This window comes from Ralstonia condita (assembly GCF_958405655.1).
Taxonomy (GTDB): domain Bacteria; phylum Pseudomonadota; class Gammaproteobacteria; order Burkholderiales; family Burkholderiaceae; genus Ralstonia; species Ralstonia condita.
The window spans coordinates 242632-263028 of sequence record NZ_CATYWO010000004.1; the positions used below are offsets into that span (position 1 = coordinate 242632).

The 20397-nt window shown below is 62.4% G+C and carries 22 protein-coding genes and 1 tRNA gene; 15 read left to right on the plus strand and 8 right to left on the minus strand.

Features of this window, described 5'->3' with window-relative positions; genetic code table 11:
- Positions 1-78: 78 nt before the first annotated feature.
- Both R2N03_RS14930 and trmB read left to right on the plus strand, forming a co-directional pair.
- Positions 79-152: transfer RNA gene (locus tag R2N03_RS14930), tRNA-Gly, on the plus strand.
- A 79-nt stretch (positions 153-231) separates the two neighbouring features.
- A complete protein-coding gene (gene trmB / locus R2N03_RS14935) occupies positions 232-1005 on the plus strand; it encodes a tRNA (guanosine(46)-N7)-methyltransferase TrmB (protein WP_316658364.1) in 774 nt (257 codons plus the stop codon).
- An 18-nt stretch (positions 1006-1023) separates the two neighbouring features.
- Here trmB and R2N03_RS14940 read toward each other — a convergent pair whose 3' ends face one another.
- The 4 genes from R2N03_RS14940 to R2N03_RS14955 form a co-directional block, all read right to left on the minus strand.
- On the minus strand, positions 1024-2136 hold the full coding sequence (locus R2N03_RS14940; protein WP_316658366.1) for an NADH:flavin oxidoreductase/NADH oxidase: 1113 nt from the start codon (positions 2134-2136) through the stop codon (positions 1024-1026).
- A gap of 117 nt (positions 2137-2253) precedes the next feature.
- Positions 2254-3135, minus strand: coding sequence for an undecaprenyl-diphosphate phosphatase (locus R2N03_RS14945; RefSeq protein WP_316658367.1), 882 nt, complete (start codon positions 3133-3135; stop codon positions 2254-2256).
- 51 nt (positions 3136-3186) lie between these two features.
- Positions 3187-3780, minus strand: coding sequence for a DUF1439 domain-containing protein (locus R2N03_RS14950; protein WP_316658368.1), 594 nt, complete (start codon positions 3778-3780; stop codon positions 3187-3189).
- 5 nt (positions 3781-3785) lie between these two features.
- Positions 3786-4043, minus strand: a complete 258-nt coding sequence (locus tag R2N03_RS14955) for a YkgJ family cysteine cluster protein (RefSeq protein ID WP_316658369.1) — start codon at positions 4041-4043, stop codon at positions 3786-3788.
- A gap of 192 nt (positions 4044-4235) precedes the next feature.
- Here R2N03_RS14955 and R2N03_RS14960 point away from each other — a divergent pair, with 192 nt between their 5' ends.
- From R2N03_RS14960 to R2N03_RS14975, 4 genes are all read left to right on the plus strand, one after another.
- Complete coding sequence (locus R2N03_RS14960) at positions 4236-4964, plus strand: TetR/AcrR family transcriptional regulator (RefSeq protein ID WP_316658370.1); 729 nt, start codon at positions 4236-4238, stop codon at positions 4962-4964.
- A 98-nt stretch (positions 4965-5062) separates the two neighbouring features.
- Positions 5063-5713, plus strand: a complete 651-nt coding sequence (locus R2N03_RS14965) for a protein-L-isoaspartate O-methyltransferase family protein (protein ID WP_316658372.1) — start codon at positions 5063-5065, stop codon at positions 5711-5713.
- A 25-nt stretch (positions 5714-5738) separates the two neighbouring features.
- Positions 5739-6071 (plus strand): rhodanese-like domain-containing protein, encoded by a 333-nt coding sequence (locus R2N03_RS14970; protein ID WP_316658373.1) that lies wholly within the window; start codon positions 5739-5741, stop codon positions 6069-6071.
- Positions 6072-6214: 143 nt separating this feature from the next.
- The gene (locus R2N03_RS14975) at positions 6215-7627 is read left to right on the plus strand and encodes a TolC family outer membrane protein (protein WP_316658374.1); all 1413 of its coding nucleotides are present in this window, start codon (positions 6215-6217) and stop codon (positions 7625-7627) included.
- On the opposite strand, the gene R2N03_RS14980 is transcribed toward R2N03_RS14975, so the two are convergent.
- From R2N03_RS14980 to R2N03_RS14995, 4 genes are all read right to left on the minus strand, one after another.
- Complete coding sequence (locus R2N03_RS14980) at positions 7628-8344, minus strand: META domain-containing protein (protein ID WP_316658604.1); 717 nt, start codon at positions 8342-8344, stop codon at positions 7628-7630. It abuts the gene before it with no gap.
- Between the two features lie 103 nt (positions 8345-8447).
- Positions 8448-9764, minus strand: coding sequence for a lipid IV(A) 3-deoxy-D-manno-octulosonic acid transferase (gene waaA, locus R2N03_RS14985; RefSeq protein WP_316658375.1), 1317 nt, complete (start codon positions 9762-9764; stop codon positions 8448-8450).
- Positions 9764-10762, minus strand: a complete 999-nt coding sequence (waaC, locus tag R2N03_RS14990; RefSeq protein ID WP_316658377.1) for a lipopolysaccharide heptosyltransferase I — start codon at positions 10760-10762, stop codon at positions 9764-9766. Before waaC ends, waaA begins: the two co-directional genes overlap by 1 nt.
- A gap of 43 nt (positions 10763-10805) precedes the next feature.
- Positions 10806-12194, minus strand: a complete 1389-nt coding sequence (locus R2N03_RS14995; protein ID WP_316658378.1) for a phosphomannomutase/phosphoglucomutase — start codon at positions 12192-12194, stop codon at positions 10806-10808.
- Between the two features lie 181 nt (positions 12195-12375).
- Between R2N03_RS14995 and rfbB the strand changes: the two genes are divergently transcribed.
- Genes rfbB through R2N03_RS15040 form a run of 9 tightly spaced genes read left to right on the plus strand, consistent with a single transcriptional unit; the run spans position 12376 to position 20336 of the window.
- The gene (gene rfbB / locus R2N03_RS15000) at positions 12376-13440 is read left to right on the plus strand and encodes a dTDP-glucose 4,6-dehydratase (RefSeq protein ID WP_316658379.1); all 1065 of its coding nucleotides are present in this window, start codon (positions 12376-12378) and stop codon (positions 13438-13440) included.
- A 15-nt stretch (positions 13441-13455) separates the two neighbouring features.
- Positions 13456-14340 (plus strand): glucose-1-phosphate thymidylyltransferase RfbA, encoded by an 885-nt coding sequence (gene rfbA, locus R2N03_RS15005; RefSeq protein WP_316658381.1) that lies wholly within the window; start codon positions 13456-13458, stop codon positions 14338-14340.
- Positions 14337-14891, plus strand: a complete 555-nt coding sequence (rfbC, locus tag R2N03_RS15010) for a dTDP-4-dehydrorhamnose 3,5-epimerase (RefSeq protein WP_316658382.1) — start codon at positions 14337-14339, stop codon at positions 14889-14891. Before rfbA ends, rfbC begins: the two co-directional genes overlap by 4 nt.
- On the plus strand, positions 14888-15808 hold the full coding sequence (rfbD, locus tag R2N03_RS15015) for a dTDP-4-dehydrorhamnose reductase (RefSeq protein ID WP_316658383.1): 921 nt from the start codon (positions 14888-14890) through the stop codon (positions 15806-15808). Before rfbC ends, rfbD begins: the two co-directional genes overlap by 4 nt.
- Positions 15798-16250 (plus strand): sugar 3,4-ketoisomerase, encoded by a 453-nt coding sequence (locus R2N03_RS15020; RefSeq protein ID WP_316658384.1) that lies wholly within the window; start codon positions 15798-15800, stop codon positions 16248-16250. The genes rfbD and R2N03_RS15020 overlap by 11 nt, the downstream gene beginning before the upstream one ends.
- A complete protein-coding gene (locus R2N03_RS15025) occupies positions 16250-16708 on the plus strand; it encodes an acyltransferase (RefSeq protein ID WP_316658385.1) in 459 nt (152 codons plus the stop codon). Before R2N03_RS15020 ends, R2N03_RS15025 begins: the two co-directional genes overlap by 1 nt.
- Positions 16709-16759: 51 nt before the next feature.
- Entirely contained in the window at positions 16760-17887 is a 1128-nt protein-coding gene (locus R2N03_RS15030) for a DegT/DnrJ/EryC1/StrS family aminotransferase (RefSeq protein ID WP_316658386.1), read from the plus strand.
- A gap of 5 nt (positions 17888-17892) precedes the next feature.
- Positions 17893-19347, plus strand: a complete 1455-nt coding sequence (locus R2N03_RS15035; RefSeq protein WP_316658387.1) for an oligosaccharide flippase family protein — start codon at positions 17893-17895, stop codon at positions 19345-19347.
- Positions 19314-20336, plus strand: a complete 1023-nt coding sequence (locus R2N03_RS15040; protein ID WP_316658388.1) for a glycosyltransferase — start codon at positions 19314-19316, stop codon at positions 20334-20336. Before R2N03_RS15035 ends, R2N03_RS15040 begins: the two co-directional genes overlap by 34 nt.
- The last annotated feature ends 61 nt before the right edge of the window (positions 20337-20397 follow it).

Below are 20397 nucleotides of genomic sequence, written 5' to 3' on the forward strand. Positions count from 1 at the left end.
GGAATAGCACATTCAACCGCGACAGCCGTCATCCCGGCTTGCCCAATGGCGGCCAACCCGCATAAAATGACGGGCTACGCGGGCGTCGTATAATGGTAATACCCTAGCTTCCCAAGCTAGAGCCGTGGGTTCGATTCCCATCGCCCGCTCCACCCAATCGTCTAAAGCCGCCCTCGGCGGCTTTTTTGTTGCCTCCTCGCTCCATCGACGGGCGCACGGCACGGGATCTTCATGCAGCCCACCGAACTGCCGGGTACCGGCCCCGAGAACGCCACGCCGGCATCACAGGACGCCCACGCCGCGGACGGCGCGGAAACCGGCGCGGAAGTTGGCCATCCGCGCCGCATCCGCTCGTTCGTGCGCCGCGCCGGCCGAACGTCCACCGGGCAGCAGCGCGCGATCGACGAGCTCGGCCCGCGCTTCCTGCTGCCGTTCACGGCTGCACCGCTTGATTGGGAATCCGCCTTCGGCCGCCCTGGCGCCAGGCGCATCTTCGAGATCGGCTTCGGCATGGGCGAGACGACCGCGCATATTGCGCAACTGCGCCAGGAAGATGATTTCCTGGGCGTGGAAGTGCACGAGCCTGGCGTGGGCGCGTTGCTCAAGCTGATCGGCGAACGTCAGATCGGCAATATCCGCATCGTTTCCCACGATGCCGTGGAAGTTCTGGCGCAGATGATTCCGGAAGGCACGCTCGACGGGATCCACGTGTTCTTCCCTGACCCGTGGCACAAGAAGCGCCACAACAAGCGGCGCCTCATCCAGGGCCCGTTCGTGGCGCGCCTGGCGACGCACCTGAAGCCCGGCGGCTATCTGCATTGCGCGACGGACTGGGAAGAATACGCGCACCAGATGCTGGACGTGCTCTGCGCCGAGCCGCTGTTGGAGAACACCGCCGAGGGCTTTGCGCCCCGCCCTGACTATCGGCCCATCACCAAGTTCGAGAAGCGCGGCCTGCGCCTCGGACACGGCGTCTGGGACGTGGTGTTCCGCAAGCGCGGCTGACCACGCCCCCGGCGCGCATCACCGCGCGCCGAACTGCGTGTCGCCAAACAGGTTCTTGGCGTGACGCGGGAAGGCGCGCCAATATTGCGGCGGCGCCTTCACGGTGGCGCCCAGTTCAGCGGCCGCCGCCCACGCCCAGTGCGGGTTGTAAAGGAATGCGCGGCCGATTGCCACGAGGTCTGCCCGGCCTTCCGCCACAATGGCCTCGGCCTCGTGCGCCTCGTTGATCAGACCGACGGCGATGGACGGAATCTCCGCTTCGCGACGAATCTTCTCCGCAAACGGCACCTGATAGCCCGTCGACAGGGGAATCTGCTGCAGAGGCGATACGCCGCCTGACGACGCATCGATCCAGTCGCAACCCCGCGCGCGCAGCGCCTGAGCAAACACGACCGACGCTTCAGGGGTCCAGCCGCCCTCGACCCAGTCGGTCGCCGACACCCGCACACCCACCGGAATGTTGTCCGGCACGACGGCGCGCACAGCCTCAAAGATCTCCAGCGGATAGCGCATCCGGTTCTCGAGCGCGCCACCGTAAGCATCCGTACGCTGGTTGGCGATTGGCGAGAGGAATTCGTGCAGCAGATAGCCATGCGCGCAGTGCAGTTCGATGGCGGCCATGCCCAGGCGCACGGCGCGGCGCGCGGTGGCGACAAACTGATCGCGCACCCGGGCGAGGTCCGCGTCGGTCATCTCACGCGGGGCACGTTCCTCGGGGCGCTGCGGCAGTGCCGATGGCGCCATGGTCTCCCAGCCGCCTGCGTCGAGCGGCAACAGCGCCCCACCCTCCCACGGACGCGCGCTCGAGGCCTTGCGGCCCGCATGTGCGATCTGCATGCCGATCGGCACCAGGGCGTTCTGGCGGACGGCGGACAGCGTGCGAGCCAGGGCCGCTTCCGTCGCATCATCCCACAAACCCAGGCAGCCATTGGTAATGCGGCCCTCAGGCGATATGGCCGTCGCCTCGATCATCAGAAGCCCCGCGCCGGAGAGCGACAAGCCGCCCAGGTGGGTGTGATGCCACGCAGTTGCCTGGCCATGGTCGGCCGAGTACTGGCACATCGGCGAGATGACGATGCGGTTCTCAAGAGTGAGACCGCGCAGGGAGAAGGGCTGGAAGAGTGCACTCATGATCAGGGGATTCGGCTGTTGGCAGCTGGCAAAAGAAACCGCCAGTGTGTCCGAATCCGCCCGATCGTGCAGATGGCGCGAAAGCCCGCGCCGAGGTAGGGAAATGCCGTTGCCCGCTCAGGCCTGCCAGGCGATGAGGTGCGTGTAGGCGGTGACGAGAACGATGATGCCGAAGATGATCCGGTACCACGCAAAGCCGCGGAAATCATGCGTGGCGATGAACTTCAGCAGCCAGCGCACGCAGAAGAACGCCGAGATGAACGCAGCCACGAAGCCCACCGCGAAGATCGACAGGTCATCCGCCGACAGCAGCGCACGCGACTTGTAGAGCTCGTAGACCGTGGCCCCGAAGATCACGGGAATCGCCAGGAAGAACGAAAACTCCGTCGCAACCGTGCGCGACAGGCCGAACAGCAGACCGCCGATGATGGTCGAGCCTGATCGCGACGTCCCCGGGATCAGCGCGAAGCACTGCGCGAAGCCCACCTTGATGGCATCGGAAATCCGCAGGTCGTCCAGCGTTTCAATGCGCGGCGCGCCAGCCTTGGCGGCCTCGAGCAGCGCATTGGCGCGCGGGTCGTGCGTCTCGCCGCGATGGCGCTCGCGCCATTCGGCCCACAGGATCACGAAGCCACCAATGATGAACGCCGACGCCACCACGATCGGGTTGAACAGGTGCGCCTTGATCGCCTTGCCGAAGATCAGCGCAAGCGTAATCGCGGGAATCGTCGCCACGATCACGTTGATGGCGAAGCGCTGTTGACGCGGATCGTTGGGCAGACCCTTCACCACTTCGACGATCTTGTGGCGGAATTCCCAGCACACGGCCAGGATGGCGCCGAACTGGATCACGATCTCGAAGATCTTGCCCTTCTCGTCATTGAAATCGAGCAATTGGCCCGCGAGGATCAGGTGGCCCGTGCTGGAGATGGGAAGAAACTCAGTGAGGCCTTCGACGATGCCGAGAATCAGCGCTTTGATGGCGAGTGCGATGTCCATGCAGTGAGCAAACAGGTAGAAAAAAACGAAGCGCTGGGCGTGCGGAAACGATCAAGGCCGCTTGGCCTGAACGTGCACGCCGTCGGGCAAAACCGTGATTGTACCGGGCTCAACGGCAATGCCAGCCACTTTCAACTGCTCGGGCTTGAAGGTATAGACGGCGTAGTCATTGAGCAACTGGCCGGCGATCAATGAGCCGATTGCGCTGATCTGCGGGCCCACACCGCCCGGTACGTTCTGCAGATCGAAGCGGTCGACGCTGGGCTGATCCAGGCGGATGGAATGGGTCGGCGCGTCGTAGTGCAGTCCACTGGAGACGGCCAGCGGCCCAGTCAGCGGCTGGCGGAACAGGCCGCTTTCCACCTGCGCATCGGCCTGGATGGCGATGCGGTTGCGCGCCGGGTCGAGCGCAATGTGCGGATTCGTCAGCGTGACATCGAAGAAACCGAGGAAGCGCCGCTGGAATGGGAATTTTTGCGCCAGCGCGTCCTGCATCTGACCGCGCGAAAACGTGTAGCCATCACCCGTCCAGCCGGTTGGCATGCAGGCGACCAGGACGGCGGCAATCGCCACGGCAACCGCGATTGCACCTGCCCACCACCAGGTGCGGTTTGAACGAACAGCGGGCGTCGAGAGGTCAGTCATGGCAGTCATTGCGCCGCGGTGGCGATTTCGAGACGGGTGAGAAATGTCATGGCATGCGCAGCCGACGCACCGCACATATCGGGTTCAGGCCGCAGGCTGCCGCACACCGCCGGCCGCTCTGCGCTGCCAAAGATGCGGCACCGGTTGGCGGCATCCAGTTGCGCGCAGCGCACGCCGGCAGGCTTGCCACCGGGCATACCAGGAATGGGGCTGGAAATGGAGGGCGCGATACAGCACGCGCCGCAGTGGGGTCGGCAATCCATGCGCGTGACACTCGACGAAATCGCGGGGAAAACCGCTATTGTGCACCAGCACATTCAAGGCCTGGTCCGATTGCCCGTTCCGATGCCGCTTGACCCATGATCGCCGCATGCGTACATTAATGACCCGAAAGTAAGTTATCTGTGGGTCAGTGACAGAACGCGCTGGCCAACACTCCTGCCGCAGTTGCCGCCGTGACCGATCGAGATTCCGAGTCTTCCGCTAAACGCTGGACCCGCCGTAAGGAGGCCCGTCCGCAAGAACTGGTCGCCGCCGCGCTGAACCTGTTCGTGGCACGCGGCTACGCGGCCACGCGGCTGGAAGACGTGGCCTCGGCTGCCGGCGTCTCCAAGGGTACGGTCTATCTGTATTTCGCCAACAAGGAAGAGCTGTTCAAGGCCGTGGTGCAGGAAAACCTGCTGCCTGCGCTGGCCGAGGGCGAGGCCTTGATCGATAGCTTCGACGGCACCAGCGAAGCGCTCCTGCACGAGATCCTGATGGGCTGGTGGGAGCTGATCGGCGAATCGCCGGCCTCGGGCCTGACCAAGCTCCTGATGGCCGAGTCGGGCAACTTCCCGGATCTCGCGCAGTACTACCACGAAGAAGTCATCGAGCGCTGCGATCGCCTGTTCGCACGCATCCTGGAGCGCGGCGTGGCGCGCGGTGACTTCCGCGAAACCGACATCGACCTGACCACCCTGGCCATGGTCGCGCCGATGATCTTCCTGACGATGTGGAAGCATTCGTTCGGCCCGTGCTCGCACCGGGCGTTGGAACCCAAGGCTTTCATCCGGCATGTGGTGTCGCTGCTGCTGCATGGCATGCTCCGGAATCCGGTGGCCGGCGCGGTCATTCCGCCGCCCCCGCCGTTGAGCGCCAAGCCCTGGCGCACCCTCCCCGATACGGAAGCGGGCACCACGTGATGACGTCCTCTGCCGGAATGTCCTCCAGACTTGCTAAAATGCCGGGTTTGTCGTCAAACCCTCATTTGCATCATTCGCACCGCGTGGAAGGCATGCCCATGGACATCGAAAAATCCCGGTTCAACATGATCGAGCAGCAAATCCGTCCGTGGGACGTGCTCGATACCGACGTGCTCGACCTGCTCAGCGTCGTCAAGCGCGAACACTACGTCCCCGAGGCCTACCGTGCGCTGGCCTTCGTCGACATGGAAATCCCGCTGGCCGGCGGCCAGAACATGCTGGCCCCGCGCGTGGAAGCCCGCGTGCTGCAGGAACTGGCCGTGCGCAAGCACGAGGACGTGCTGGAAATCGGCGCGGGCTCTGGCTACATGGCGGCTCTGCTGGCCCACCGGGGCCGCCAGGTCACCACGCTGGACATCGTGCCGGAGCTGGTCGCCTTTGCCCGCGACAACCTCTCGCGCAACGGCGTGACCAATGTCAACGTGGTGGAAGCCAGCGGCGCCCAAGGCTGGGGCGACGGCCTGTATGACGTGATCTGCGTGTCGGGCTCGGTGCCGGCCGTGCCGGAAACGCTGCTCAAGCAGCTCAAGGTGGGCGGCCGACTGTCGATCTTCGTCGGCACCGCACCCGTCATGGAAGCGCAGCTCATCACGCGCCTCTCCAACACCGAATACCAGACGCGCAACCTGTTCGAGACGTACGTGACCCCGCTGGTGGGCATTCCCGCACCGTCGCACTTCCGCTTCTGACCCACCCGGCTCTTCCCCAAACATCATGCAACAGCTCGCTCCTACCGCCCTCGCCCAATGGCTCGCCGACGCATCGCGCGCGAAGCCCGTCCTGCTCGACGTGCGCTGGACGGAGGAGCTGGAAATCTGCGCCCTGCCCGGGATCACGCATATCCCGATGGACCAGATTCCACAGCGCGCCGGCGAGCTCAATGCTGACCAAGACATCGTCTGCATCTGTCATCACGGCGGGCGCAGCGCGCAGGTTGCGCAGTTTCTGATCACGCGTGCGGGCTTTGACGCTGCCCGCGTGTACAACCTGCAGGGCGGCGTCCACGCCTGGGCCAACCAGGTGGACCCGCAGATGGCGACGTACTGATTGGGGAAGCCGCCGCCGGGCGAAATCCTGTCCAGTACCGGCGGTCTGCGGGTCATGGACAGGCTCTGACGCGCCCGCGCCGCCTTCCGACGTTTTCCTCGTTCGGGGGCTTTATGACTGTTGCTTGCCGTAGCCGCGCACGCATGGCTGTGCGCGGTTCGCTTTTTGTGCTGTGCTGGTCGATCGTGCCGGTGTTCGCATGGGCCCAGGCCCAGTCACCTGGTGTGCCAGCCGCTACCGATCTTCTCTCCGCCTACCGCGCCGCGCTGGCCAACGACCCGCAGTTCGCGTCGGCCCGCGCGCAATCCCTTGCGCAGCGCGAGAAGCTCACGCAGGGCCGCGCCGGATTGCTGCCGCAGATTGGCGGCGCGTGGAGCTCGACGCGCGTCATTTTCGACCAGAACGCGCCGATTGACTTCAACAAGACGTTCTCGTCGACCGGCTGGACGCTGTCGCTCTCGCAGCCGTTGTTCCGCTGGGACCGGTGGGAAACATACAAGCAAGGCGAGATTGCCGCGCAGGCCGCCGAGGCATCGCTCACGCAGGCGCAACTCGACCTCATCACGCGGACGGCGCAGGCCTACTTCGACGTGCTCAACGCGCAGGACACGCTGCAGCTCGCCACGGCCCAGCGTGACGCCATCCAGCAGCAGTACGAGCAGGCGCGCCGCAACTTCGACGTCGGCAACGCCAACATCACCGACGCCAATGACGCGCAGGCTCGTCGCGATGCGATCGAAGCAAGTGTCATCGCCGCACGCAGCGATCTCGAGGTCAAACAATCTGCGCTGAAACAGATCATTGGCCAGCCCGTGGGCACGCTGGCGAGCGTACGCGCGGGCGCGGCGCTGCCGCAACCGGAACCCGCAAGCGCCGAGCCGTGGGTCGACCAGGCGCGCAACAGCAACCTGCAGGTGGCCTTGGCGCAGTACAACCTGCAGAGCGCTGAACATGATGTCAAGAAGGCCAAAGCGGGCCACCTGCCCTCGGTGGATCTGGTCGCGCAGACAGGCCACACGAACGCGAGCGGCAACCAGTACATTCCGTCGCTGCCGGGCGGCGCGCGATTCGACAGCTCGCAGATTGGCGTGCAGGTGTCGATCCCGCTCTTCGCGGGCGGCGCGATCCAGTCACGCGTGCGCGAGAACATTGCGCTGGAAACCAAGGCGGCGAGCGATCTCGAAACCGTCCGCCGCGCCGCCGAGCAAGGCGCCCGTCAAGCGTACATCGGCGTGATCGCGGGGTTGGCACAGGTCAAGGCGCTGGAAGCGGCCGAGCTGTCGGCGCGCACCGCATACGATTCCAATCAGCTCGCCTACGGCGTGGGCGTGCGCATCGGCACCGATGTGCTGAATGCGCAGGCCCAACTGTTCCAGGCCAGGCGCGATCTGGCTCGCGCGCGCTATGACACCATCCTCAACGGGCTGCGGCTGAAATCCGCCGCCGGCTCGCTCTCCGAGGCCGACGTCATTCAAGTGAACACGCTGCTCACCGCGAATGGTTCCAGCGATATCACGGCCCTGCCGCCCGCGCCTGTTCGAGCAGCAAAGCGGTAATCAGGGCGTTTGACCGTGCTGCGGCGGCGGCAGCGGCCGCTCAGCAAATTGCAGCAGCGCGCCGCTCGCCGTCTTCCAGATGACCTGGCGGCCGTGCGCGCCGGACGGCGACGGCTGCAGACCTACGGTCGCCAGCGGTGATTTGAGCGCCTCCAGAAAGGCCGACTCCAGTTCCATGCGTGCCGGATCGCAGGCCATGCGCGTGGTGACCAGATTGCCGAAACGCATGCCTGAGGCGATTTTTTCGTACGGCCCGGTAAACCGATTGCAGCCCGCATAGCCAGACGCCACGCCGTTGGCCGCCTCGAGCCCGGCACTGAAGTCAATCGCGATCGGCTGTGCTGCTGGGTCCGCACCGTCGCCTTCGGCCGACGGCAACTCTTTGGGCGCGGCGCCCGGTTCCTGCCAGCGCACCAGCACGAAGCGCGATCGGCCTTCACCCTGGGCCTGGCTCAGCGTCGCCTGGCCGGGATTGGGCGCGCTATTGGCGGGCACCGGCTTGGTTTCAGGCGTTGAGGCCGATTGCGCAACCGGGGCCGACGCCACTCCAGCGCCAGAGGCGGTTGCTGCTGGTACGGGGTGGGACGAAACAGCCGGCGTCATGCAACCGGCACCGATGATGGTAGCCGCTGTCACTGCGGCCAGGGCGGCCGCCGCCAACACCACGCGGCGCGGCGTCTGCAGCAAGGTCGACTTGGAACGATTCGATTGAGACATGAGCGGATCGTAAAGAATAACAAGATACAAACTGCACGAAGAGCCGTTAGTCTGCTCCTCGCGCAATGAGTTCGCACCTTCCGTTCCGGATGGAGCAACCGGGTCAGAGCGTCGGCAGCACCAGTGATGCCACGGCCTCCACGGTACGCGCGGTGGCGCCACCGTGCGTGGCGGCAAATGCCAACGCGGCGCGCGAGGCAGCGTCGCGCGCATCGGCATCGTAGAGCCACGTATCGATCACGCGCATCACCTCGCTCGCATCCTGCACCTGCACGCAGGCGCCGGCAGCGACCGCATCACGCGTGGCTTGCGCAAAATTGAAGGTGTGCGGACCGATGACGACGGGGGTTCCGACCGCACATGCCTCGATCAGGTTCTGCCCACCCAGTGGCAAGAGGCTTCCGCCAATGAAGGCGGCTTCGGCGGCGGCGTAATACAGCGGCATCTCGCCCATCGAATCACCGAGGAGCACATCCGCATCCGCCAGCCCCACACCATTCGCCACGCCGGCACCGGACACGGTCAACGCACTGCGGCGAACCACGCGCAGGCCTGCACGCTCCGCGAGTTGGGCTGCCTCGTCAAAGCGCTGCGGGTGCCGCGGAACCAGGATCAACAAGGGATGCCGACGACCAACGTGCCGCGCCCGATGGGCCTGCCAGGCGTCGAGCAACAGCGACTCTTCCCCCTCACGGGTGCTGGCGGCAACCCACGCGGCGCGTCCGCCCAGCGCGTCACGCAACACGCGGCCAGCCATGATCTGGTCGACGTGCGGCGTGATGTCGAACTTCAGGTTACCGGTCACGCGCACGCGCGGTACACCCAGCGAGCGATAGCGATCGGCATCGTCCGGCGTCTGCGCCAGGACGGCGGATAGCTGCGCGTAGGTCTCGCGCGCTGCCTCGCCGAGCTTTGCCGTGCGCCGATGGCTGCGTGCCGACAGGCGTCCGTTGACCAGGACCATCGGCACACCTGCGGCAGAGGCGCGCTCAATCAGCACGGGCCAGATTTCGGTTTCCATCAACAAGCCGAGCCGCGGCTGGAAATGGCGCAGGAATCGATCGACCGCGCTAGGCAGGTCGTACGGCAGATACGCCTGGATGACGCGGCCGTTGCGCTGTGCCGCGAATTCGGCCCCGGTGCGCCGACCGGTCGGCGTCATGTGCGTGAGCAGAACGGCGTGGTGCGGGAAGCGCGCAAGCAGCGCATCGATGAGCGGCTGCGCGGCACGCGTCTCGCCGACGGACACCGCATGCACCCACAACAGCGGGCGGTCTGGATTGACCCGTGGCGGATAGAAGCCGAGTCGCTCGCCGACATGCTTGCGATAGCCGGGTTCCTTACGGCCGCGCCACCACAGGCGCAACAGCGCGAAGGGCAACGCAATGCGCCACAGCCAGCGATACAGGACACGCAGCATCACAGCACACCCAATGCGCGCAGCGCGTCGAGCGCCTGGGCGCTGGTTGGATGGGCCTCGGCACTGCCAAGATCGTGCACGTTCGGGGTCCAGTAACCGCCTGTTCGCCACGACGTGGTGAAGTTGTAAAGCGCCACCGTCGGTTTGCACAGCGCGGCGGCGATGTGCACGAGGCCGGTATCCACGCCGACGACGGCTGCGGCCTGATCGAGGAAGGCTGTCACTTGCGGCAGCGACATGCGCGGCGGGATGACCACGCGCCCGACCGTGCCCGGCACCGCAGCGACGATCGCTTCGCGGATCGCCTCGCTGGTGCGGCGTTCCGCTTCGCTGCCCCACGGCAAGACGATCGCGTAGCCGCGCACCAACAACGCGCGCGCGACATCGACCCACGCTGCCTGGGGCCAACCCTTGTCGGCACGCGAGGTCGCGTGGACGAGCGCAACGTACGGGCGCGGCAGCGAGAACGGTAATTCGGCGGGCGGCTGCAGGCCGAAGTCGATCGTATCCGGGACGGCGTAGCCGAGTGCCTCGGCCACCATGCGGCGCGATCGCTCGACCACGTGAACGCGCTGTTCCATCACCACCTTGCGCTGGTAGAACAGCTTTGCGATGGGCTCGTAGCCCGCCCCCTCCGTGCGGTTGCCCAGCCCAGCGACGAAGCCGCTTGGTGTCAGTTTGGCCTGTGCGGCAATCAGCGCCGTCTTGATCAGGCCCTGCGTGTCGAGCACGGCGTCATATGGCTTGGCTCGCAGCGCTCGGCGGAAAGCCGCCATCTCGCGCCACGTTTCGCCGGAGGCCAGTGACTTGCGCCAGCGCCGTAACGCAAACGGAATCACCTGATGCACGCCACGCACGATGCGCACGATGCCGGCAAAGCCCTCTTCGACCACCCAGTCGATCTCGGCATCCGGATGGGCTCGCAGAATATCCGCCACAACCGGCGTGCAGTGCACCACATCGCCAAGCGATGACACCTTGACGATCAGCACATGCATGCCGGCATCCTTTCCCCCAACGTCATGAATGCGAACCCTGCGATCAGAACGGCAGATTCGCGTCCGGCTTTTCGGCCAGGATCGCGCGACGGAACTGGGCCTGGATGCGCGCCATCGCGGCATCGTTGTCGGCTTCAAAGCGCATCACGACCACCGGCGTCGTGTTGGATGGCCGCGCCAGACCGAAACCGTCTTCGTATTCCACACGCACACCATCGATGCGGATGACTTCCTTGGCGCCCTCGAATCTGGCGTTGGCCTTGATCTTGTCGAGCAGCGCGAAGGGTTCGCCCTCCGCGCACTTCAACTGCAGCTCGGGCGTGCAGTGCGAATTCGGCAGCGCGTTGAGCGTGGCGCTCGGATCCGCCAGGCGCGAGACGATCTCGAGCAGGCGGGCGCCCGTGTACAAGCCATCGTCAAAACCGTACCAGCGATCCTTGAAGAAGATGTGGCCGCTCATCTCGCCGGCCAGCGGTGCGCCGGTTTCCTTCAGCTTGGCCTTGACCAGCGAATGGCCGGTCTTCCACATCGTGGCCTTGCCGCCATGCTCGCGAATGAACGGGGCCAGCTTGCCCGTGCACTTCACGTCGAAGATGATCTCGCCGCCCGGGTTGCGCGAGAGCACTTCCTGCGCGAACAGCATCAACTGGCGGTCGGGGAAGATGACTTGGCCGTCTTTCGTGACCACGCCCAGGCGGTCGCCATCGCCGTCGAAGGCGAGGCCCAGTTCGCAATCCGTCGTCTGCAGGGCGTGGATCAGGTCCTGCAGATTTTCAACGTGAGCGGGATCCGGATGGTGATTCGGGAAGTGGCCGTCCACCTCGCAGAAGAGCTCCGTCACGTCGCAGCCCATTGCACGGAACAGCGCCGGCGCAAAGGCGCCTGCCACGCCATTGCCGCAATCCACGGCAATCTTCATCGGGCGGGCAAGCTTCACGTCCGAAACGATGCGGTCGATGTACTGCTGGCGGATATCCACCTGGACGTAGTCGCCGGCGCCTTCGGTGAAATCGCCTTGTTCGATGCGCGTGCGCAGCGCCTGGATCTGGTCGCCGTAGATGGCCTGGCCAGCCAACACCATCTTGAAACCGTTGTAGTCCGGCGGGTTGTGGCTGCCGGTGACCATCACGCCCGATGTGGCGCGGCGGCCAGCCAGCTCGATGTTCGTGCCGAAGTAGACCATCGGTGTGGCCACGAGCCCCAGATCGATCACATCGACGCCGCTGGCGCGCAGGCCGTCGGCCAGAGCTGCCAGGAGATCAGGGCCCGACAGACGGCCGTCGCGCCCGACCACCACGGCGGATTCGCCCTTCGCGCGTGCTCCCGAGCCGAAAGCGCGGCCGATCAGGCGTGCGGTGTCGGCATCGACGGTTTTTCCGACGATGCCGCGGATGTCGTAGGCTTTGAAGATGGTGGGGGTGAGTTGTGTCATGAAGTTCTGAGCACGTCTAAACGCAGTGCTCGGCGAATGTTACAAGTGGTTTCGGATTCTAACCTTTGACCCTTTATAATAACTGGCTGGCTCTCGTGAGCCGTCCGCCACTTCCCACAATCGCGGGACTGGTCCCTCGTCTAGGTCCTCCCTCCGCGCAACGACTACCCTTACAAATCGTATGATCTTGATTACAGGCGGCGCCGGCTTCATCGGCGCCAACTTCGTTCTGGATTGGCTGCGCGGTTCCGACGAGCCAGTGGTCAACGTCGACAAGCTGACATACGCCGGCAACCTGAAAACGCTTGCATCACTCGACGGAGATGTTAGGCATACGTTCGTTCGCGCAGATATCTGCGATCGGACTGCATTGGACAGCCTGTTAGCAAAATATGCTCCCCGAGCGATCGTGCATTTTGCGGCGGAAAGCCACGTCGATCGGTCGATTCACGGACCGGCGGACTTCGTGCAGACGAACGTGGTCGGCACGTTCACCCTGCTCGAGGCCGCGCGTGCGTACTGGAACAAGTTAGAGGGTTCGGCACGCGAAGGCTTCCGGTTCCATCACGTTTCCACCGATGAGGTCTATGGGTCGCTCGGCGTGGACGACGCACCGTTCACGGAAACGACGCCCTACGCCCCCAACAGTCCGTACTCTGCATCGAAAGCAGGTTCAGACCATTTGGTCCGCGCCTACTTCCATACCTATGGGATGCCGGTCCTGACGACCAACTGCTCGAATAACTACGGCCCGTATCATTTCCCCGAGAAACTCATTCCGTTGATGATTGCGAACGCCCTGGCGGGCAAGCCCCTGCCGGTGTACGGCGATGGCCTTAATGTGAGGGATTGGCTATATGTCGGCGACCACTGCGCCGCGATCCGCCGTGTGCTTGAAGCCGGCAAAGTGGGCGAGGTCTACAACGTCGGAGGCTGGAACGAGAAAAACAACCTAGAAGTCGTCCATACGTTGTGCGATCTTCTCGATACATTAAAGCCGCGCGAACAAGGCGGCTCGTATCGCGAACAGATTACCTTCGTGAAGGACCGCCCCGGCCATGATCGCCGCTATGCAATCGACGCACGCAAGCTCGAGCGCGAACTGAACTGGAAACCGGCAGAAACCTTTGAAACCGGTTTGCGCAAGACGGTCGAATGGTATCTCGCTAATCAGGAGTGGGTGGCGGACGTGACGTCTGGCGCCTATCGGGAGTGGGTCAACATGAACTATGGCGGCCGCCACTAACCAACCGGATTTTTCATGACACGCAAAGGCATCATCCTAGCGGGTGGCTCCGGAACACGGCTGTACCCGATTACGCATTCCGTTTCGAAGCAACTGCTTCCGGTATACGACAAGCCGATGATCTACTACCCCCTCAGCACACTTATGCTGGCGGGCATTCGTGACATCCTGATCATCTCCACGCCACAGGACACCCCGCGATTCTCCGAGATGCTTGGTGACGGCAGCCAGTGGGGGCTGAATCTTCAGTACGCGGTCCAGCCGTCGCCGGACGGACTGGCGCAGGCATTCATCATCGGCAAGAATTTTGTCGGCGGTGACCCATCTGCACTCATCCTCGGGGACAACATCTTCTACGGCCACGATCTGGTAAAACAGTTGAATCGCGCCAGCGCACAGACCAACGGTGCCACCGTGTTTGCTTACCATGTTCACGACCCGGAGCGCTATGGCGTGGTCGAGTTTGACAACAGCATGCGCGCGGTCTCCCTTGAGGAAAAGCCTGTCAAACCGCGCTCGAATTACGCGGTGACCGGCCTGTATTTCTATGATGCGGACGTCTGCCAAATCGCCGCGGACGTCAAGCCGTCGGCGCGCGGCGAACTCGAGATCACCGAAGTTAATCAGCGCTATCTTGAGCGTGGCACCTTGGAAGTGGAAATCATGGGGCGCGGCTATGCGTGGCTCGACACGGGTACGCATGACTCCCTCATTGAAGCCGCGACATTCATTGCCACACTGCAGCGCCGCCAAGGCTTGATGGTTGCCTGCCCCGAAGAGATCGCCTTCCGTCAGCATTGGATTGATCTCGAACAAGTTCAGAGACTTGCTGCGCCGCTGGCCAAGAACGGCTATGGCGCGTATCTCCACCAGCTTGTCGCCGAGGATGTCCGTCGATGAACCTCAACGTTACAGAAACTTCCCTGCCGGACGTGCTCATCTTGGAGCCCAAGGTCTACGGTGACAACCGCGGCTTCTTTTTTGAGAGCTTCAACGCCCGGGAATTCGAGGCCTTGACCGGCGTCAACACGCCATTCGTGCAGGACAACCACTCAATGTCCCGCAAGGGGGTTCTGCGTGGCATGCATTATCAGATCCAGCATGCTCAAGGGAAATTGGTCCGCGTGACTTCCGGCGAAGTTTTTGACGTCGCCGTCGATCTGCGCAAATCTTCATCGACCTTCGGCAAGTGGGTCGGTGTCCACATGTCGGCCGATAACAAACGTCAGTTGTGGGTGCCTCCCGGCTTCGCACACGGCTTCCTGGTCTTGAGCGAAACCGCCGAGTTCCTCTACAAGACGACCGACTATTGGTATCCGGAGCACGAGCGGTCCGTGGTGTGGAACGATCCCACGATTGCTATCGAATGGCCGCTAGCGGGCATTGAGCCCATCCTGGCGGCAAAAGATGCCGCAGCTGCAACGTTCGCCAACGCCGAGGTCTTCGTATGACCAGACGCTCGCGACCGCGCATCGTCGTGACGGGTACGAGGGGCCAGGTTGGATGGGAACTGCTGCGCAGCCTGCAAGGTCTGGGGGAGATCATCAGCATCGACCGCTCCGTGGTGGATCTGTCGCGCCTGAACGCGGTGCGCGCGCTAGTCCGCAGCATGGAACCGTCGATCCTCGTCAATGCCGCCGCCTACACTGCCGTTGATAAGGCGGAACAGCAGCGAGAGGAGGCATTCCTGCTCAATGCCGATCTTCCGGGCGTCCTTGCCGAGGAGTGCAAGCGCGCGCAAGCTGCGTTCATCCATTACTCCACAGACTATGTATTCGACGGCTGCAAGGACGGTGCCTACACGGAAACGGACGCCACCAATCCATTGAACGTCTACGGCGCATCCAAGCTGGCGGGCGAGCACAACGCATTGAGCGCAAATCCAGCCACCCTGGTTTTCCGCACCAGCTGGGTGTATGGTGCGCTCGGCAAAAACTTCTTGACCACAATTCAACGGCTCGCGAAGGAGCGTCCGCAATTGCGTGTCGTCGCCGACCAGATCGGCGCGCCCACATGGGCACGCACAATTGCTGACCTGACCGCCCATATCGCCGCTCGTGGGCTCGGCAACATGCCAGCCACTCCGGCTTGGTGGGCGACCCATGGTGGTGTGTATCACCTGACCAGCAGCGGCAGCACAAGTTGGCACGGGTTTGCAGAGGCGATTCTGCGGCAATCAGGCATTACTGGCGTGACCGTTGAGCCGATCCCTGCAGCGGAATACCCAACACCGGCGGTTCGACCAAGCAACTCGCGACTAGCGCTAGACAAGTTGGAGTTGGTTTTCGGGCTTCAACCAGAAAACTGGGAGCACTCGCTGACCAAGTGTCTCGCCCCTACCTCAGTCGAACGAATTCATGCTAACTAACACGCACCTGATTAACTTCGATGTTAAAGGCGACGAGCGTGGTTCCTTGATTGCGCTGGAGCAGGGGTGCAACCTGCCCTTTCCCGTTGCGCGTGCGTATTACATCTATGACACGGCGCCCGGAGTCCGGCGGGGATACCACGCGCATGCAGATCTGTTGCAAGTCGCAGTTTGTGTCAAGGGCGCCTGCAGCTTTCTGCTGGATGATGGCCAACATCAGGAGGTAGTCAAGCTCGACTCTCCCGCGAAAGGGCTCTTTATCGGGCCAATGATCTGGCGTGAAATGTTTGATTTCACGCCAGATTGTGTGCTGCTTGTGCTAGCAAATAAGATTTATGATCCCGAGGATTACATCCGAGAGTACAAAGAATTCAAGAAACTCATTGATCGTCTAAAACAGCCACTGATTTCACCGGAGTCACCAGAGGAGGAGAAGAAGTGATGATTCATCCGTCTGCTGACGTACAGAGTAAGACCATTGGAGAGGGTACGCGCGTGTGGCAATTCTGCGTGATATTAGAAGGCGCAAGAATTGGCAGGAATTGCAACATCAACGCCCATTGCTTTATCGAAGGCGATGTCAGTATTGGTGACAACTCGACGATAAAGTCTGGCGTGTATTTATGGGATGGTACGATCATCGAAGACAATGTTTTTGTTGGGCCGAACGCTACCTTCACGAATGATCGATATCCCCGGTCAAAGCAATATCCGGATCGATTTCCGGTTACGACCGTCAAGCGAGGCGCATCAATTGGGGCTGGTGCCGTCATACTCCCGGGCCTAACGATCGGCGAGCACGCGCTCATTGGCGCGGGCGCCGTGGTGACGAGAAATGTTCCCGCCCGCGCACTGGTCGTAGGCAATCCCGGCAGGATAGTCCGATACCTGGATACCTAGACCTCCGATTAATTTCGCGACGCCGTAGAAAAACCGCATAGTCACCCGATCATGAGAGAGCATATTCCTTTTCTTGACCTGAAAGATGTCAATGCCCGCCAAAGGGATGAATTGATCACCGCATTCACCGAAGTGCTAGATGCGGGCTGGTTCATCCATGGCAAGCAATGCGAGGCATTTGAAGCGGAATTTGCCACCTACTGCGAGGCCAAGCACTGCGTTAGCGTAAGCAACGGCCTCGACGCCCTGCACCTGATCCTGCGCGCAATGTCGATCGGGCCCGGCGATGAAGTGATTGTCCCATCGAATACGTTCATCGCGACTTGGCTGGCAGTGACCTTTGCCGGCGCAACGCCAGTGCCGGTCGAGCCACGTGAAGACACGTGTAACCTGGACCCAAAGCTTATCGCTGCCGCGATCACCCCGCGCACCCGCGCAATCATTCCCGTGCATCTGTACGGGCAGCCGGCCGACATGGATCCGGTCCTGGAGATCGCACGTGCACATGGGCTCAAGGTAATCGAGGATGCTGCGCAGTCGCATGGCGCGCGTTATCACGGCAAGCGCACGGGCAGTCTCGCGGACGCCGCAGCCTTTAGCTTCTATCCGGGCAAGAACCTGGGGGCACTCGGCGATGGCGGCGCGGTGACGACGTCGGACCCTGAGTTGGCGCAACGCATCCGCATGCTTTCGAACTATGGGTCGCGGAAGAAGTACGTTCATGAAGCAGCCGGCTTCAATGCTCGCCTTGATGAAGTGCAAGCAGCCCTGCTCCGGGTCAAACTCCGCCAACTGGACGCCGACAACGCCATCCGCCAGCAGCTTGTAGGCATCTACACCCGAGAGTTGGCAACCTTGCCGCTTACGTTGCAGGTCGTTCCCCAAGGCTTCGAGTCTGCCTGGCATCTGTTCACGATCCGACACCCAAAGCGGGATGATCTGCAGGCCGAACTGTCTACGATGGGAGTTGGCACGGCCATTCACTACCCGACCTCGCCGCACCGTCAAGGCGCCTATGCAGCTACCGCGCTAGGCAAGCTGGATTTGCCGATCTCGGACCGTATCCACGCCGAGACGTTGAGCCTTCCTCTCTCGCCCGTGCATACCGAGCAGGAAGTCCTTCAGGTCGCTGAAGCTGTGCAGCGCGCCGTCGTGAAAATTGGCGCTACGGCCTGCTGAGCAGCATGCTGCAAATCTTTAAGGCACTCCTGATCACGGGGCTGGGCACAATTACGTCGCTCGGCCTGGGCGCCTTGGCATTGAAGATCATGGCCGTCCAAACTGGCCCCGCCGGCGTCGCCGTGTTTTCGATGCTCCGACAAGTGCAACAGACTGCGACCATCATTGGATCTTGGGGCGGTCAAACGGCCTACACTCAATCCCTGGCGCGCAGCACATCAGGCTACCCCATCCGCTTCTGGACGCTCGCGCGTCTGGCCATTGTGGGCTGCGTTCTGACGGCACTGCTCTTGTCGATCGTCTGTCTGTTCGGTGCGCAATCGTTGCTGCCGGGGATCCACTGGGCAGCAGCACACCTGACCATCACCATCGGGGCGGCGGTCGCCGGTATCCTGTTCTTTTTCTTCATGGGCGTGCAGGCAAGCGGCGGCCGTCACGGCGGCATCGCGGGTACGCAAATCGCAGCAGCAGGCACGCTGCTTGCGGTCGTAGCCTGCGGCTATTTCGCGCCTGCGGAATGGCGTACGCTCGTCAACGCCTCGGCGTTATGCATGTCGCTCCTGGTGGGAGCAGCCTATGCATGGCAGTCCGCCCGCCGCCGCGGCCTCCTTCCATGCCGGAACCCTGCCGCTCCCCCGCTCGACTGGGCGGTGGCCCGAGAGTTCCTGCAAGTTGGCGCATCCTCGCTCATTAGCGCTGCATTGGCGACCGGCTCAGGCCTTTTGATACGCCGGATGCTGATCCAAAAGCTGGGACTAGACTCTGCCGGTATCTTCGATGCAGCCTGGACGGTTTGCATGATGTACGTGTTGACGCTGCTGAGCGCGCTATCGAATGTCTATCTACCCAAGCTAGCGTCCTGCAATACCATCGAAGAGGAGTGCAATCTGCTCCAGACAGTGCTCAAGCTAGTGCTGGCTGCATTCGTCCCCATGGTATGCGTGATGATTGCAGCGCGCGGTTTGGTGATTGAACTCCTTTACTCACCGGCGTTTAACGATGCGGCGTCGATCATTCGCTGGATGCTTGCCGCCGACCTTTTGAAGGTAGCGGGCTTTATCTTTGCGATGCCCTTGCTGGCACGCGGACACAGCCGCCTTTTTCTCGCCAGTGAATTGTTGTGGTACGGGCTATTCTGGATCGGTATCTGGGTTGTCCGTGATACAGGACACTCCCTACCAGAGCATATCGGCATCGCTTATCTGGTCTCGTACGCGGGGTACTGGCTATTCGTCGCCATGTACGTTCCCCGACTGAGATCATATGGTCGGCATCTCCGAGCCAGCTACTTGTTGTGCCTATGCGCAGCCGTACCTATTGCGCTCACCATCGCACTCAATTGGCATGCCACCGCGCATGTCGACTGGATGCGCAACACACTCAGCGTGCTACCCGCGCTCGCCTTCTCTGCGGCCGCCTTGCGACCATGGCGCCTTATTTCCTTGAAGAATCGCTCGTGACGTCAACTTTCAAGCAACTGCCAACGGAACCGCTGGTTTCCGTAATGGTGATTACTTACAACCAAGCGCATTTCATTCGCGAGACGCTGGATAGCGTCCTGTCACAGGACTATCCGCACTTGGAGATTGTTGTAGCAGACGATGCTTCAACTGATGACACTCCAAGGATTCTCGAGGAGTACGCTGCCCGCTATCCGGGACGCGTCAAGCCGATCCTCAATGCAACGAACCTTGGGATCACAGGAAATAGCAACGTGGCCCTGTTCGGCTGCACTGGGGACCTGATCGCTGTCATGGGTGGTGACGACCTCTTCTTACCCGGCAAGGTCTCAAAGCAAGTCGAAGCTTTCCATTCGGACCCTGAAGCCGTGCTGTGCTATCACCCGGTCGACATCTTCGAGTCGAAATCGAACCAGACTCTTTTCGTGACTGACCAGCATGCCCGAGAAGACATCCGGTCATACCGCGACATCATCCTGAAGGGGGGTATCGCGGGCGCATCGTCTGTCATGATCCGCCCCGAAGCCATTCCTCCCGGCGGCTTCGACGATCGTCTACCTTGGGTCAGTGATTGGCAGTTCTATATCGAGGTTGCCCTGCGAGGCAAGGTCGTCAAGGTCAATGAAATCCTTGGGCGGTATCGCAAACATGGGTTCGGTGCAAGCGATCGCACCTTGGAATTGTTGAACGAATCGCTCTACGCGTTGGATCTGGTCGTCGAGAAGAATCCCGAATTCAGCGATCTTCCTGCATTGTGCAAGCAGGGAAAAGCGCGCTACATCGCCGGGGAGGCGTTCCGGCAACTGACAAAAGACCCCCAGATCGCGGCCCAGCTCGCGAAACGCTGCGTTGATCTCGCACCTGAATCAAGCCGATACCGCATTCTGCGCGCGTTCTCGATCGCGAACAGCTGGATGCCGGGCCTGTCTTGGCTGACATGCAAAGTAGTGCCGTACGCAAAGTATGCACTCAAGCGTAGATTGGGATAACGGTACATGCTCGGCCTGTTGCGCTTTCGACGCCTTTATTTACTCCCTGTGGTAGGAACGC

Excerpts from the sequence above, each read along its gene's own strand:
- trmB (WP_316658364.1), top strand. The coding sequence starts at position 232 with ATGCAGCCCACCGAACTGCCGGGTACCGGCCCCGAGAACGCCACGCCG.
- R2N03_RS14940 (WP_316658366.1), bottom strand. The coding sequence starts at position 2,136 with ATGAGTGCACTCTTCCAGCCCTTCTCCCTGCGCGGTCTCACTCTTGAG.
- R2N03_RS14945 (WP_316658367.1), bottom strand. The coding sequence starts at position 3,135 with ATGGACATCGCACTCGCCATCAAAGCGCTGATTCTCGGCATCGTCGAA.
- R2N03_RS14950 (WP_316658368.1), bottom strand. The coding sequence starts at position 3,780 with ATGACTGACCTCTCGACGCCCGCTGTTCGTTCAAACCGCACCTGGTGG.
- R2N03_RS14955 (WP_316658369.1), bottom strand. The coding sequence starts at position 4,043 with ATGGATTGCCGACCCCACTGCGGCGCGTGCTGTATCGCGCCCTCCATT.
- R2N03_RS14965 (WP_316658372.1), top strand. The coding sequence starts at position 5,063 with ATGGACATCGAAAAATCCCGGTTCAACATGATCGAGCAGCAAATCCGT.
- R2N03_RS14970 (WP_316658373.1), top strand. The coding sequence starts at position 5,739 with ATGCAACAGCTCGCTCCTACCGCCCTCGCCCAATGGCTCGCCGACGCA.
- R2N03_RS14975 (WP_316658374.1), top strand. The coding sequence starts at position 6,215 with ATGGCTGTGCGCGGTTCGCTTTTTGTGCTGTGCTGGTCGATCGTGCCG.
- R2N03_RS14980 (WP_316658604.1), bottom strand. The coding sequence starts at position 8,344 with ATGTCTCAATCGAATCGTTCCAAGTCGACCTTGCTGCAGACGCCGCGC.
- waaA (WP_316658375.1), bottom strand. The coding sequence starts at position 9,764 with ATGCTGCGTGTCCTGTATCGCTGGCTGTGGCGCATTGCGTTGCCCTTC.
- waaC (WP_316658377.1), bottom strand. The coding sequence starts at position 10,762 with ATGCATGTGCTGATCGTCAAGGTGTCATCGCTTGGCGATGTGGTGCAC.
- R2N03_RS14995 (WP_316658378.1), bottom strand. The coding sequence starts at position 12,194 with ATGACACAACTCACCCCCACCATCTTCAAAGCCTACGACATCCGCGGC.
- rfbB (WP_316658379.1), top strand. The coding sequence starts at position 12,376 with ATGATCTTGATTACAGGCGGCGCCGGCTTCATCGGCGCCAACTTCGTT.
- rfbA (WP_316658381.1), top strand. The coding sequence starts at position 13,456 with ATGACACGCAAAGGCATCATCCTAGCGGGTGGCTCCGGAACACGGCTG.
- rfbC (WP_316658382.1), top strand. The coding sequence starts at position 14,337 with ATGAACCTCAACGTTACAGAAACTTCCCTGCCGGACGTGCTCATCTTG.
- rfbD (WP_316658383.1), top strand. The coding sequence starts at position 14,888 with ATGACCAGACGCTCGCGACCGCGCATCGTCGTGACGGGTACGAGGGGC.
- R2N03_RS15020 (WP_316658384.1), top strand. The coding sequence starts at position 15,798 with ATGCTAACTAACACGCACCTGATTAACTTCGATGTTAAAGGCGACGAG.
- R2N03_RS15025 (WP_316658385.1), top strand. The coding sequence starts at position 16,250 with ATGATTCATCCGTCTGCTGACGTACAGAGTAAGACCATTGGAGAGGGT.
- R2N03_RS15030 (WP_316658386.1), top strand. The coding sequence starts at position 16,760 with ATGAGAGAGCATATTCCTTTTCTTGACCTGAAAGATGTCAATGCCCGC.
- R2N03_RS15035 (WP_316658387.1), top strand. The coding sequence starts at position 17,893 with ATGCTGCAAATCTTTAAGGCACTCCTGATCACGGGGCTGGGCACAATT.
- R2N03_RS15040 (WP_316658388.1), top strand. The coding sequence starts at position 19,314 with ATGGCGCCTTATTTCCTTGAAGAATCGCTCGTGACGTCAACTTTCAAG.